The organism is Streptomyces sp. NPDC013317 (assembly GCF_055563155.1).
This window is the reverse complement of record NZ_JBVHDX010000003.1, coordinates 405,706-418,500: the sequence shown is the minus strand read 5'-3', so window position 1 is coordinate 418,500 and position 12,795 is coordinate 405,706. Positions and strand designations below refer to the sequence as shown.

The following is a 12,795-nucleotide window of genomic DNA, read 5'->3' as shown; positions in this document are numbered from 1 at the left end:
CGAGAGGTGCATTCAGGTGGCGGAATCCTGGGTCAATCTGGCCGAGCGCATCGGTGCCGACCTGCATCTTGAGCTGGCCGGAACGGGTTCGCGCCGGGCCGCCCTCGCCCGGGCTCTGCGCGAGGCGATCCAGGAAGGGCGGCTGGCCGCCGGCGTTCGGCTGCCGCCCTACCGCTCGCTCGCGGCCGACCTCGGCATCTCACGGAACACGGCCGCCGACGCGTACGCGGAACTGGTCGCCGAGGGCTGGCTGACGGCCCGCCAGGGTTCAGGAACCCGGGTCGCGGAGCGCGCAGCACCCGCCAGGACCGTGCGCGTGCCGAAGAAGGCGCCCGCGGGACCGGCCGCGCCCGTACACAATTTGATGCAGGGTCAGCCGGACGCCTCGTCGTTCCCGCGGAACGCATGGTCGACCTCGACCCGCAGAGCGCTCACCGCGGCCCCTGACGACGCCTTCGGTCCGGGCGACCCGCAGGGCCGGATCGAACTGCGCACCGCGCTCGCGGACTACCTCGCCCGGGTACGGGGCGTGCGTACCGGCCCCGAGCGGATCGTGATCTGCTCGGGTTTCTCCGACGCCCTGAGGCTGCTGTTCGGCGGCGGTGTGCTGCGCGGAACGCTCGCCGTCGAGGCGTACGGCCTGCCGTTCCACCGCTCCCTGCTGACGGCCGACGGAGTACGGACGATTCCGCTCGGCCTGGACGAGTCCGGCACGAGAACGGAGGACCTGGACGGGCGCCGCGGCGTGCGGTCGGTCCTGCTCACTCCGGCCCACCAGTTTCCCGTCGGCGGGCCGCTCGATCCCGCGCGGCGCAACGCGGCGGTCGACTGGGCGCGCGCCCGGAGCGGCGTGGTGATCGAGGACGACTACGACGGCGAGTTCCGGTACGACCGCGAACCGGTCGGCGCCGTCCAGGCGCTGGATCCCGACCACGTCGTATACGTCGGTTCGGCCAGCAAGAGTCTGTCGCCCGCCCTGAGGCTGGGCTGGATGGTGCTGCCGGAGCATCTGGTCGGTCCGGTCCTCGCGGCGAAGGGGAGGCGGGAACGCTGGACCAGTGCGGTGGACCAGCTCACCTTCGCGGACCTGATCGCCTCCGGTGCCTACGACCGGCACGTCCGGCAGATGCGCCAGCGCTACCGGGACCGCCGGAACCGACTGGTCACCGCCCTCGCCGAACATGCGCCGCACATCGAAGTCACCGGCATCGCGGCGGGGTTGCACGCCGTACTGCGGCTGCCTCCCGGCACCGAGGCCGCCACCGTGAACGCCGCCACCTGGCTCGGCCTCGCCCTCGACGGCCTCTCCGGCTTCCGGCACCCCGCCACCGGGACCGTGCTCTTCGACGGGCTGGTCGTCGGCTACGCGACCCCGCCCGACCACGCGTACGCCGCCGCCCTGGACGCGCTCTGCCGGATCCTGCCGCCTCCACCGTGACACCCACGGTGGGTGAGTTCAGCGCCGGGCCAGCTCCGCCTGCCAGACAGGGCTCTCGAAGTAGTGGTTGTCGAAGTGCTCGGAGCTGTCGCGGATGTCCTGGATCGTGGCCTCGCCCCGGTAGACGCGCTCCAGGAGCCGGTAGTAGTCGAACCGGTCCATCCCCGGAGTGAAGACGACCAGCATCTCGGCCCCACTGTCCGGGGCCGGTGCGAAGGCGTGCGGCACGGTCGGCGGGACGGTCAGGAAGTCGCCCGCACCGAGCGTGAGCACCGTGTCGTCGAGCAGGATCCGCATGGACCCGTCGAGCACGTGGAACATCTCGGTGGCGCGGGTGTGGAAGTGGGCGGGGGCGCCCGGCGAGCCCTTCCGCAGCGTGGCGCGATTGGCGGTCAGCGCACCGCCGGTGGCGTTCGCGTCGGCCAGCAGCGTGATCAGGCTGGTCGCTCCGTCCTGCAGGCTCTCGGCCTCGTCGGCGCGGACGAGGACGGGCTTCGGGGTGCTGGTGAACGTCATGGTGACTCCTGGATCTCCGTGGGTCCGCCGCCCGGTGTTCCTGGCGACACCCAAGAATCTAGTCTCCGGAAAGACCCATGGAAGGGTGCATTGGAGGCGGGAGAACGTGGGTCAATTCGAGCGCGCCCGACGGGGCGTGGGGCACGGTAATTCGTCTGTCCAACGGGCCGGTTGACCGTTCTTCGTCGCATCTGCCAGTGCGAGCCGGCCTTCGGGTGTGGAGAGACTTCCGATGTCGCCCGGGGATCGGGCGGCCTCACGGGAGGAGTGTGCGATGAGCACGCAGGAGCTGTACGACGAGATCGGTGAGGCCTTCGAGGGGTTCAAGGCTCTGCCGCTGGCCCGGTATGTGGAGGCGCCCAGCTTTCTCGGCATGGTCGGGGATGTCGCGGGACGGAGGGTCATCGACCTTGCGTGTGGTACCGGCTTCTACACGCGTGAGCTGAAGCGGCGCGGTGCGGTGGACGTGTTCGGCATCGACGTGTCCGGGGAGATGATCCGCGCCGCGGAAGGCATCGAGCGGGCGGCCCCGCTGGGCGTGCGCTACGAGGTCGGTGATGTGGCCGACCTGGCCCCGGTGCGAGCGCGGTTCGACGTGGCGACCGCGGTGATGTTCCTCAACTACGCGGAGACGGTGGCCGAGTTCGAGCACCTGTGCCGGAAGGTGCACGGGAGCCTGCGGAGCGGGGGCGAGTTCTTCATGCTCCACCAGACGCCGGACTACGACTTCTCCGGCCCGTCGCCGCGTGAGTACGGGTTCCTCACGGAGCTGACGGGCGAGGAGGGCGGCACCGGCCCGCGGGTTCGGATCACCGCGTTGCTGGAGGGGGCGCCGATCACGTTCACCGCCGGCCTGGCGCGGCGCGAGGTGTTCGAGACGTGTCTGTCGAAGGCGGGGTTCAGCGAGATCGAGTGGGTGCCGACGGAGGTGTCGCCTGCCGGAGTGGCCGCGCACGGTGACGCGTTCTGGGCGGACTACCGCACCAATCCGGCGTTCGAGATGCTGCGCTGCCGCGCCTGACGAGGAGCGCGGGCGGGCCCCCCGGGCGGTGGCGTGCCCTAGACCGCTCGGGGAGCGTCCGTGTCCGCGTCGGCCTCGTCATCGGAGGAGGCCGGGTCCGGGATCGACGTGGCCCATGCGGCCATCGTCTCGAGGACGGGGCGCAGCCCTTCGCCGAGCGGGGTGAGGCGGTACTCGACGCGCGGGGGGATCTCAGGGAAGGCGGTACGGGTGACGAGGCCGTAGGTCTCGAACTGGCGTAGACGGCTGGTGAGGGTGTGCGGGCTGATGCGGGGGAGCGCCTGGCGCAGCTCGGTGAAGCGGTGCGGGCCGTGGAGCAGCTCGCGCACGATGAGGGTCGCCCACGGACCTTCGAGGAGGGCGAGGAACCGGGCGACACCGCATTCGGGCAGGGGAGTGGTGGTCACGATGCCACGGTAGCCCATTAGTGCAGTTGAAGTAACCGGTGCAGTGTGTGCACTAATGGATTCATGAGCTACGTGATCCACGGCGCCACCGGCGCCCAAGGCGCCCCCGTCGTCGCCGCCCTCGCCGCCCTCGCCGCCTCCGGCGCGTCCGTGACCGCCCTCACCCGCAACGCCGACGCCGTCGTGGCGGGCGCGCGGGTCAGGGCGGTCGACCTCCACTCCGTCGAAGCGCTGACCGAGGCCTATCGCGGGGCCGAAGGCGTCTTCGTCCACCTCCCGCTCGGTGCGGAGGAGGACCGGCTGGCGTACGCGCGCAACGTCGTCACGGCCCTGACCGCCGCCCGCCCGGCGCGCGTCGTGTTCTCCACGAGCGGCGGTACGCCCGTCGAGATGGCCGACCGCGCGGTCGTGGCGGTCATCGACGGGCTGAAGACAGGCGGCCTCTCCCACGCGGTGCTCGCACCGCGACTGTTCCTGGAGAACCTGCTCCTGCCGCCGGTCGTCACCGGTGCCCGCGAGCAGGGCGTGCTCCGCTACCCGCTCCGCGGCGACTACGCCGTCTCGTGGGCCTCGCACCTCGACGTCGCCGATGCGGCGGTGGCCCTCTTCGGGCGCCCGGACATCACCGGCCTGGTCGAGGTCGGCCACGATCCCGGCACCACCGGTCCGGAACTGGCCGAGGCCTTCGGGACCCGCATGGGACGCGAGGTCACCTACGAGGCCCTCACGCCCGCGGCGTTCGCGGAATCCCTCGCACCTCTGCTGGGCAGCGGTGCGGCGGCCGGCGTGGCGGGACTGTACGACTTCCTGGCCACGCTCCCGGACAACGCGATCGCCTCCGCCCACTCGGCCCAGAAGCTGCTCGGCCTGACCCCCCGCACCACCCTCCAGTGGCTGGCGGACACCGGCCCGGCCCCCTCGGAAGGAGGGAGCCGGGCCTAGAAGGTCTACAGGTAGTCGGTGTCCGGGTCGAGTCCGACCAGGACTCGGCCGTGGGCTTCCAGGCTGCCCAGGGGCGTCATCAGGCCGTGCAGGTACAGTCCCTCGATGTCGCGGTGGACGCGCTGGAAGGGCACGGCGCGCTGGATGATCGAGGCGCCGCTCACGTCGTGGAGGACGCCGACGGCCTCCTTGGCGAGCTGGACCGCGTACCCCATCTGTCCGCGGATGGCCACCCGCTGCTCCATCGGCAGCTGTTCCCCGGCATCGGCCGCCTCCTGCATCCGGTGCAGCCAGCCGGCCGCGAGTGCCTCGGCCGCGGTGATCTTGTTCGCCGCCGTGGCGACCTGGATCTGCGTGTAGGGGTGCTCACGCTGCTCGGCCCAGTGGGTGTAGGCGATGCCGCGTCCGGGGAGCCGCTCCAGGAAGAGTTCCAGAGCGGCGCGCGCGAGTCCGATGTAGACGGGGACGGACAGTCCCATCACCAGCGCCGTGAGGCCGTAGTTGCGGCCGGTCGCGCCGGTGTTGCTCCGGCCCTCGACGAGGCCTTCGAGCGCTTCGACGGCGCCGGCGACACGGTGCGCGGGGACGAACACGTCCTTCAGACGCGTGGTCGAACTGCCCGTGCCGGATGCCGACGAGACGTGCCAGTCGTCGAGGATCTCCACCTCCGAAGCCGGCACGATGGCGAAGATCTCCTCGTCCTCCTGGCCGGGCCGCTCGAGCATGGCGGCGTGGACGTTCCAGTGAGAACCGCGGATGCCGGTGTTGAAGCGCCAGCTGCCGTTGAGGATGTACCCGCCCTCGGTCTCCACCGCCGTCCCGGTCGGGGTGAAGCCGCCGGAGATACGGACGGCGCCGTCGGCGAAGATCTCTTCCTGAGCCTTGTCGGAGTACTGGGTGGCGATCCACGCGCTGGAGATCCAGGAGCACAGGATCCAGCCGGTGGAGCCGCAGCCGCGGCCGACCTCCTCGATGATCCGCGCCTGGTCCGCGACCGGCAGGTCGAGCCCGCCGAATCGCTTCGGGACGGCGATCCGGAAGACGTCGGCCTTCTCCAGAAGCTCGATGTTCTCGTCCGGGATCCAGCGGTTCTCTTCGGCCTTGATGCCATTCTCACGGAGCCGGGGGACGATTTCTCGCACTGCGTCCAGTATCGAATCCGATTCAATTGCAGGCGTGGTCATCCTGACTCCTCAACTCTCATGGGCGTCGATGTGCGAATGCTTGCGACACGAGCTTTCAACGCGGCTCTGCTCCGATTATGGGAGCGCTGGGTTCGTGCCGAGTAATGTCGGGGTAATCGCGTTGTCCACCCCCGGGCGATGAGTCTTCCGTTACCGAAGGATGTGCCCCGCCCGGCAGGAGGCGGCCGGCAGTTCCCGTACGGAGGAAGACGGTTGCCCCCCGCTCCCGTCGTTCGGGAACGTGGGGGCAACCGCTCGACGCGCAGGCTGGTCAGACGCTGCGCCGGTACTGCGCCGTGAGCCCTTCGAGGACGGACACCGTCTCGCGCGGGCCGGGTGTGGAGAGCAGGTCCCGGTGGATGTCCGCGGCGCCCTGGCGGAACGACGGCTCGGTCAGGACGCGGTCGATCCGCTTCTGCATGTCGGCCGCGGAATGCGCCTCCCGCCTGATCACCAGGCCCGCTCCGGACTCGGTCACGAACCGGGCGCTGAGCGGGCCTTCCATGCCCTGGTAGTTGTCCATGGCGACGATCTGCGGGATGTTCGCCGCGGCGGCGGCGCACATGGTGCCGTAGCCGCCGTGGTGGATCAGTGCCGAGCACGTCGGGAGAAGCTGGGCCAGCGGCACGTAGTCGACGGTGCGCACATTGTCGGGAACGTGATCGATCCCCTCCAGCTGCGCCTGGTTCAGGGTCGCGACCACCTCGACGTCCAGTTCACCCAGCGCCCTCAGCAGATTGGCGATGAGCGCCTCGCTGTCCTTGGAGAAGACCCGGATCGAGGCACCCAGGGAGAGCGCCACCCGGGGGCGTTCCGGCTTCGCGTACAGCCACGGGGGCAGCACGTCCGCTCCCGAGTATGGAACCCAGCGCATCGGCACCGTACGGACGCCGGAGGGGAGCCGGGCGGAGGTCGGCATGGGGTCGACGGTCCACTGGCCGTTGAGGAGCTCGTCGTCGACCTCGAAGCCGTACCGCTCCGCCATCGGCCGCAACGAGGCGATCTGCGGCTCCTCGTCCGTCAGCGCCGGGCCGGGCTGCCTGGTGCGCTCGGTGTAGAGGTCCCTGGCCCAGGTGAAGTGGTCGAGGCCCCACAGGAACCGCGCGTGGGCCGCGCCGGAGGCACGGGCGGCCACGGGCGACGAGGGCATCGTGGGGTCCCACAGCACCAGGTCGGGCTGCCAGCTCCGGCAGAACCTCACCAGCTCGTCAAGCAGCGGCTGAGGGTCCTGGGCCGTCACGTCCACCGGGTGGAAGTCACGGATCGCGGGCAGCATGTACTCCCGGTGGAACCGCCAGGCGTGCTCATCGGCCGGGTCGATGGCCAGCGCTCGGGTGATGCGGTCCAGGACCCGCGTCGTCTCCGCGGTCGGGGGCTTGCCCGCGCCGAGCGGCGGGGGCAGTGTCGTCTCGTCGCCCAGTGAGACCGCTGTCAGGCCGACCGAGTTGACGGCCGGCGCGACGGCCGGATGAGAGGCCACGACCACCTCGTGCCCCGCGGCCTGCAGTGCCCAGGCCAGCGGCACGATCGGGTAGACGTGGGCCGTCGCCGGCCAGATGGTGAACAGGACACGCATGGGGTCTTCTCCATGGGGTGCGTGGACGGACTCCACCGCCGCACGGCGACCCGGCGGGGCGGGGCCGCTCCGTCGGCCGGTGCGGATGTCGTCATCCGGATGTGAGGGTGATCGCCTCGGTGGGGCAGCACGCGACGAGGTCCTCCACCGCGGCGATGTCGTCGGCGTCTTGGAGCTCGGTCGCCAGGGCGACGGCGTGACCGTCGTCGGAGAGCCGGAAGAGTTTCGGATACGTGATGGCACACAGCCCGCCGCCACCGCAGACGGTGCGATCGATCGTCAGTCTCGAGGTCACGGCGTTCACCCGCCGGCCCGGTGGGACCTGCTCGCGCCCAGATCGACGGGGAGCGAGACGAGGCCGCGCAGCAGCCAGTTCTCCGCGTACGTGACGTCGTCGCGCGGGACGGCCAGCGACAGGTCGGGGAAGCGTTCGAAGATCGCGGGAATGGCGATCTGGGCCTCCAGCCGGGCGAGCGCGGCCCCGAGGCAGTTGTGCAGTCCGTGCCCGAGACCGAGGTGGCGGGGGCCGCTGCGGGTGAGGTCGAGGCGATCGGGATCGGTGAAGCGGTCGGGGTCACGGTTGGCCGACTGCAGCGCGGCGACGACCGGGGCGCCGGCGGGCAGCTTCGTACCGCGGAAGTCCATGTCCTCCTTGGCGAAACGGAAGACGCCCACGCACAGGGCGCCCTCGTAGCGGAGGAACTCCTCGACGGCCGTCGCCTGGATCTCGGGCCACTTCGGCAGCAGCAGCCGCTGGTCGGGGTGGTCGAAGAGGGCGAGGATCGAGGAGCCGATCAGGTTCCGCGTGGTGTCGAGACCGGCCATGATCATGAGGGCGAGCATGGCGACGAGCTCGTCCTCGTTGAACCGCTCGTCCCCGTCGCGCGCCTCGATGAAGCTCGACATCAGGTCGTCCCCGAGCATCGAGCGCTTCTCGATGATCAGGGTGCGTCCGTAGTCGGCGATCTCCTCGAACGCGCGCTGCGCGCTGCCCTTGTCGTCGTCCGGGTGGAACGCCCGCTCGATCGCGTCGAGCATCTCGTTGTACTGGCTGAGCGGAATGCCGAGGATCTCGCCCATGACGGCCGCGGGGATCGCACTCGCGTACGCCACGGCATCAGGGCTCTCCTGCTTCTCGAGCCGGTCGAGTTCCGCCTGGACGACGCGTTCCGTGGGTTCGCGCCACTGTGCGGTCCGGCGTGGGGTGAAGGATCCCATGGCCAGTTTGCGGATGCGGGTGTGGTCCGGCGGGTCGAGCACGGTCATGATGCGCGAGACGACCGTGTCGGCGCCGAGGATCATGCCGGACTCTTTGAACTCGGCACTTCCGTGGGTGGGCGCGAAGTTGCTGAACCGCGGATCGGCCAGCACGGCCTGCACGTCGTCGAAACGCGACACGATCCAGGTGCGTATGTCGCCGACGGGGAACCGGAACTCGTGAATGGGCGCGTTCTCGCGCAGCCACGCGAAAGCCTTGTACTGGTTCTGGTAATACTCCGGAGTGAAGAGCGATGGGATCGAAGAAGTCATGGATAGATCTCCTGAGTCCGGACGTTCGGAGTCTGATCTGCGTGCGACCTGCGGGTGAATCGGCCTCTGGCCTGGGGCGGTTATCCATTGACGCGCAGTGTTGTGCATGGAACGTACACAGCCGCCTCAAGTGCGCAGTAACAGCCCGATCACTGGCCTCTCCGCGCCGAACCGGCCCCGCACCGCGCGGTCCGGTGGGCCGTACAGGCACCGGCGGGAGCCCGCGACGCCGGCACGGCCCGAAGGGGGCCCGCTAGCGGGTCACCGCTCGGGAGGCCTGCGCCGCGGCTTCGACGCCTCGCTCGATGGCTCCCTCGACGAACCCGGACCACCCGGTGGCGATGTCGCTGGTGGCGAAGGAGATCCGTCCGTGGGGCTGCTGGACGGCCCGCAGCAGCTTGATCATCTGCCCCTGCTGCATCCAGGACCACGCGCCCTGGGAGAACGGCTCCAGGCCCCAGCGGGCCGCCTTGACCGCCGTGACCCGGGCTTCCGGCACCAGGGACTGGACGGCGGCCTGTACCTGGGCCACGTTGCCGGTGTCCAGCGTCGCGTCGGAGCTGAAACCGGCCATGAGAAGGCCGTCGGGGGTCTGCGCCCAGGGAACGGCGGTCAGCAGCGGGTGGCCCTCGGGCGGCTGGGCGACGAACCGCCCCACGTCACCCTGGACGTTCATCATGAACTTCTGACCCGCGGTGACGGACATCGTCTCCTGGGTGGCGGTCGCGTGCGCGGCCGGAAGTGAGGGCGTGAACTGGATCGACTTCCATACGTTCACCGGAACGGCGACGACGACAGCCGCCGCCGAGTAGGACTGGCCCGCGCGGGTCGTGACGGTGACCTTGGAACCGTTGTCGCGGACGGACCGGACCGGGGAGGCGAGCTTCAGCTGGGCGCCCGAGCTGTCCAGCATCCGCTTGAGGAGCGGGGTCATACCGCCTTCAGGGCGGTAGGTGTTCAGACCGAGGTAACCCATGTAGCTGTAACCGCACAGGGCGTGGGTCTGGCAGAGGTCGGCCAGTCCGCCGCGGGCCGCGCCGCCCTCGACCGCGGTGACCGGAGTGATCCAGTCCTCCTCCTCGGGCGTCAGGCGCATCTGCTGGAGCCGGTCCCGGAGGGTGAGCCTGTCGAGTTCCGCCACCACGTCGGCCCGGAGGAAGGGCTGCTCGGGCTGCGGGAAGGCGTCCTTCGAGCCCGCGACGAGACGCTCGAAGAGCTCGCCCTGGCGACCGAAGGCCTCCTCCGGGGTGAACGCCCTGAACTGGCCGGAATTACGGAAGATGACCTTCTCCGGCGCGGGGTCCTCCAGGATCCGGACCCCGTGCCGCTTGATCTCGGCCTGGATCAGCGGCTGCTTGGCATCGACCCAGGTGCCGCCCATCTCCACCATCTGCCCCTGGAACGTGGTGGTCCAGGTACGCCCGCCGATACGGTCACGCGCCTCGAGCAGCAGGGTCCTCCTGCCCGCGGCCTGCAGCTCGCGCGCCGCGGTGACACCGGCGAAGCCCGCGCCGATGACGATCACGTCGAACGTGGCGTCCGCCTTCGTGCCGGCGGCCCGCGCCGTGGAGGCAGCCGCGGTCGCCGTGCCTATTCCGGCCAGCCCGGCGACTTTGAGCAGTGTCCTGCGGCGCGGTGTGTAGGCGTGGCCCGGGCGGGGAATGCTGTTCTCCGGTTGCATGACGCTCCTTGCGCTGAGTGATCCGCTGCTGGCCTGAATTCAGCCAGATGAGCGACCAGCGCCCGTCCATCGCGTCCCCATGCCCTGGTAACGGGGCGGTAATCGGCTGGCTCCCGGGGTCTCCCGCATGCACGAAGAGGGGCCGTCGGCGAACCGACGGCCCCTCGAAGAGACGTGTGTGCTCAGACGATCACGCCTTGGGGTTCTTGATCCCCTCGATCAGCCGGGCGAGGCTGTCCGCGCCGTGACCCGCCTCGACCTGACGGTCGATGAGCTCGGCGATGGGCTTCATGACATCGGTGCCGATGCCCTGGTCCTCGCTGATGTGGATGATGTGGTCCAGGCCGCCCTTGTTGAACGCCAGGCTCTGCACGTCGGTGGTGTAGTCGCCCTTGTCGATGAACTCGGCCTGGCCGGGCAGGAACGTGGTCATCGCCTTCAGCCACGGCACGGCCAGCGCGGTGAACTCCTCGGCCGTGACGCCCTGCGTGCCGACGAGCGCCGCACCGTGGAAGAACCCGGCGAACATCGAGTACATCGATGCCAGGAGACCCGTCTCCAGCAGCGACGCACGGGCGGCGACGTCACCGAGGTACGTCGACGTGCCCAGCAGCGCCAGCGCCGCCTTGTGCTTCTCGAACACGGCGGACGAACCGGCGTACAGCAGCGACGCCTCGTCGGGGTTGCCGATCAGGTCCGGGGTGGCCATGATGGCGCCGCCGAGGAACGCGATGTCCTCCTGGGCCGCCCATGCGGAGGTCTCCTCGGCCTCCGTGGGGGAGAGGCTGGTGAGCATGAGCAGGCCGCGCCCGGCCAGCCGGCCGGTGAGCGGGTTCAGGATCTCCTGAGCCGCGTCGCGGTCCAGTACGCAGACGACGACGAGTCCGCCGGCTTCGACCGCCTCGGCGGGGGTCGTGGCGAGGGTCGCGCCCTGGGAGACGAGGGCGTCGGCCTTGGACGCGGTCCGGTTCCAGACGGTCGTGGGGTGGCCGCCCGCGAGGAATGCACCGGCGATCGCCTGCCCCATCGAGCCGAGGCCGATGACGGTGACAGGTGTGGCCTCAGCGGGCTGGGGGGCGTACTCGTTCATGATCGTGGTCTCCATCTTCCGCATGGGTTCGTTCCTTGGCCAACCGGGACGTCAGCCGCACGTGGGGGGTCGGATCGACTGCCGCACCCAGGGGCTGGAACGATCCTTCCGCCGATCTGACGGGTTGCCAAGTGCGCACTATTTTGTAAGCACTTACCTGGAGGTAAGGGAGGGCCGCACTCCGGCCGCCGTGAGCACGCCGGCCCTCCGCCGCGCGATCGAGCAGGTCAGGACGGCTTCCTGAACTGCTCGATCATCGCTGCGTAACTGTCCTTGCCATGGCCCGCCGCGATCGCACGATCCGTCAACCGAGCGACGAACTCCGGCAGTTCGACCGGGACACCGGTGGCCTTGCTCTCGTGGATCAGGTGGACCATGGTGGCCCAGTGCGTGTTGATCGTGGCGTCGTGCGCGGGGTACGCGCCTTGGTCGATCTGTTCCGCGTAGGCGGACACGAAGTTCGTCACCGCGCCGATCCACTGGTTGGCCAGCGGGGAGAAGGTCGTCGCCTTCACGCCCGCCGTCTCCAGCAGCGCGACGCCGTGCAGGAAGCTGTTCAGGACACCCCACATGATGCTGAGCAGGGCCACGTCGTAGAGCGACGCCAGCCCGTGGTCGGCGCCGAGATGGGTGGCGGCGCCCAGGCGGGCGAGGGTGGCCTCATGGGCGCCGAACACGTCCTCCGGACCGCTGTAGAGCAGTACCGCGTGCTCCGTGCCGATGACGGGCGGAATGGCCATGATCGCGCCGTCGAGATACGAGATCCCCAGGCCGGCGGCCCATTCTGCCGTCTCCCTGCCTCCCTCGGAGTGCCCGGAGGTGAGGTTCACCAGGGTCTTGCCCCTGAGGGCGGAGCGGACGGGCTCCAGGACCTCGCGTACGGCGTCGTAGTCGGTCAGGCAGACGATCACCAGCGGGGCGGCGGCGATCGCATCGGCGACCGAGGGGGCGAGCGTGGCGCCGTCGGCGACGAGCCCGTCGGCCTTCTGGGGGGACCGGTTCCACACGGTCGTGGCGTGCCCGGCACCCAGGAACGCGCCGGCCAGTGCCTGGCCCATGAGCCCCAGGCCGATGACCGTGACCGGAGTGTTGTCGTCCATTGCCATCACACCGTCCCGCCTTCAGGGTGGTCCGCTGCCGAACTCCTCGGGAAACCGGCGGTGTCTGCAGTGAGACTCATAGGAAAATGGCACCATCTTCTCTGATTCGAATGGGCGCCGGCATGCGACGCTCCACATGAGTGGGCTGTCCAGAAGCTAGTGGCCCGCCGGAAGTCGCCCCTCATCGATCGGTAACCAGCGGGTCATCAACCGGAGACCGGCGGCAGGGAGAGGCCCCTGCGCTGATCGAGGGCCGGCCGCTTCCGCACGTCGTCGGGGGACGCTCGAGCCCCTGGAGGTCCGCGAGATG

Annotated in this window: 12 protein-coding genes; 3 read left to right on the top strand and 9 right to left on the bottom strand. The window is 70.0% G+C overall.

The features are described from left to right. Positions 1–16 precede the first annotated feature (16 nt). Positions 17–1,438 carry a MocR-like pyridoxine biosynthesis transcription factor PdxR gene (pdxR, locus tag ACZ3IJ_RS10725; RefSeq protein ID WP_467467325.1) on the top strand — a complete coding sequence of 474 codons (1,422 nt, stop codon included), beginning with the start codon at positions 17–19 and terminating at the stop codon, positions 1,436–1,438. An 18-nt stretch (positions 1,439–1,456) separates the two neighbouring features. Here the strand turns inward: pdxR and ACZ3IJ_RS10720 are convergent, their stop codons facing one another. Further along, positions 1,457–1,954 carry a cupin domain-containing protein gene (locus ACZ3IJ_RS10720; RefSeq protein ID WP_467467324.1) on the bottom strand — a complete coding sequence of 166 codons (498 nt, stop codon included), beginning with the start codon at positions 1,952–1,954 and terminating at the stop codon, positions 1,457–1,459. A 274-nt stretch (positions 1,955–2,228) separates the two neighbouring features. On the opposite strand from ACZ3IJ_RS10720, the gene ACZ3IJ_RS10715 reads away from it, so the two are divergent. Then, positions 2,229–2,975 carry a class I SAM-dependent methyltransferase gene (locus tag ACZ3IJ_RS10715; RefSeq protein ID WP_467467323.1) on the top strand — a complete coding sequence of 249 codons (747 nt, stop codon included), beginning with the start codon at positions 2,229–2,231 and terminating at the stop codon, positions 2,973–2,975. Between the two features lie 38 nt (positions 2,976–3,013). Here the strand turns inward: ACZ3IJ_RS10715 and ACZ3IJ_RS10710 are convergent, their stop codons facing one another. Then, on the bottom strand, positions 3,014–3,382 hold the full coding sequence (locus tag ACZ3IJ_RS10710) for a winged helix-turn-helix transcriptional regulator (protein WP_467467322.1): 369 nt from the start codon (positions 3,380–3,382) through the stop codon (positions 3,014–3,016). Between the two features lie 63 nt (positions 3,383–3,445). On the opposite strand from ACZ3IJ_RS10710, the gene ACZ3IJ_RS10705 reads away from it, so the two are divergent. Then, positions 3,446–4,324, top strand: coding sequence for an SDR family oxidoreductase (locus tag ACZ3IJ_RS10705; RefSeq protein ID WP_467467321.1), 879 nt, complete (start codon positions 3,446–3,448; stop codon positions 4,322–4,324). Positions 4,325–4,329: 5 nt separating this feature from the next. Here ACZ3IJ_RS10705 and ACZ3IJ_RS10700 read toward each other — a convergent pair whose 3' ends face one another. The 7 genes from ACZ3IJ_RS10700 to ACZ3IJ_RS10670 form a co-directional block, all read right to left on the bottom strand. Next, entirely contained in the window at positions 4,330–5,508 is a 1,179-nt protein-coding gene (locus tag ACZ3IJ_RS10700; protein ID WP_467467320.1) for an acyl-CoA dehydrogenase family protein, read from the bottom strand. A 271-nt stretch (positions 5,509–5,779) separates the two neighbouring features. Continuing rightward, on the bottom strand, positions 5,780–7,084 hold the full coding sequence (locus ACZ3IJ_RS10695; RefSeq protein WP_467467319.1) for an activator-dependent family glycosyltransferase: 1,305 nt from the start codon (positions 7,082–7,084) through the stop codon (positions 5,780–5,782). Positions 7,085–7,175: 91 nt separating this feature from the next. Then, a complete protein-coding gene (locus ACZ3IJ_RS10690; protein ID WP_467467318.1) occupies positions 7,176–7,379 on the bottom strand; it encodes a ferredoxin in 204 nt (67 codons plus the stop codon). Between the two features lie 5 nt (positions 7,380–7,384). After that, positions 7,385–8,614 carry a cytochrome P450 family protein gene (locus ACZ3IJ_RS10685; protein WP_467467317.1) on the bottom strand — a complete coding sequence of 410 codons (1,230 nt, stop codon included), beginning with the start codon at positions 8,612–8,614 and terminating at the stop codon, positions 7,385–7,387. Positions 8,615–8,867: 253 nt separating this feature from the next. Continuing rightward, entirely contained in the window at positions 8,868–10,295 is a 1,428-nt protein-coding gene (locus ACZ3IJ_RS10680) for a flavin monoamine oxidase family protein (RefSeq protein WP_467467316.1), read from the bottom strand. A 190-nt stretch (positions 10,296–10,485) separates the two neighbouring features. Next, on the bottom strand, positions 10,486–11,409 hold the full coding sequence (locus ACZ3IJ_RS10675; protein WP_467467315.1) for an NAD(P)-dependent oxidoreductase: 924 nt from the start codon (positions 11,407–11,409) through the stop codon (positions 10,486–10,488). A gap of 203 nt (positions 11,410–11,612) precedes the next feature. Beyond that, positions 11,613–12,491, bottom strand: a complete 879-nt coding sequence (locus tag ACZ3IJ_RS10670) for an NAD(P)-dependent oxidoreductase (protein ID WP_467467314.1) — start codon at positions 12,489–12,491, stop codon at positions 11,613–11,615. Positions 12,492–12,795: the final 304 nt, after the last annotated feature.

What these genes read in the sequence shown, in the direction of transcription:
- ACZ3IJ_RS10720 (WP_467467324.1), bottom strand. Translation starts at nt 1,954, where the DNA reads ATGACGTTCACCAGCACCCCGAAGCCCGTCCTCGTCCGCGCCGACGAG.
- ACZ3IJ_RS10715 (WP_467467323.1), top strand. Translation starts at nt 2,229, where the DNA reads ATGAGCACGCAGGAGCTGTACGACGAGATCGGTGAGGCCTTCGAGGGG.
- ACZ3IJ_RS10705 (WP_467467321.1), top strand. Translation starts at nt 3,446, where the DNA reads ATGAGCTACGTGATCCACGGCGCCACCGGCGCCCAAGGCGCCCCCGTC.
- ACZ3IJ_RS10700 (WP_467467320.1), bottom strand. Translation starts at nt 5,508, where the DNA reads ATGACCACGCCTGCAATTGAATCGGATTCGATACTGGACGCAGTGCGA.
- ACZ3IJ_RS10695 (WP_467467319.1), bottom strand. Translation starts at nt 7,084, where the DNA reads ATGCGTGTCCTGTTCACCATCTGGCCGGCGACGGCCCACGTCTACCCG.
- ACZ3IJ_RS10685 (WP_467467317.1), bottom strand. Translation starts at nt 8,614, where the DNA reads ATGACTTCTTCGATCCCATCGCTCTTCACTCCGGAGTATTACCAGAAC.
- ACZ3IJ_RS10680 (WP_467467316.1), bottom strand. Translation starts at nt 10,295, where the DNA reads ATGCAACCGGAGAACAGCATTCCCCGCCCGGGCCACGCCTACACACCG.
- ACZ3IJ_RS10675 (WP_467467315.1), bottom strand. Translation starts at nt 11,409, where the DNA reads ATGCGGAAGATGGAGACCACGATCATGAACGAGTACGCCCCCCAGCCC.
- ACZ3IJ_RS10670 (WP_467467314.1), bottom strand. Translation starts at nt 12,491, where the DNA reads ATGGCAATGGACGACAACACTCCGGTCACGGTCATCGGCCTGGGGCTC.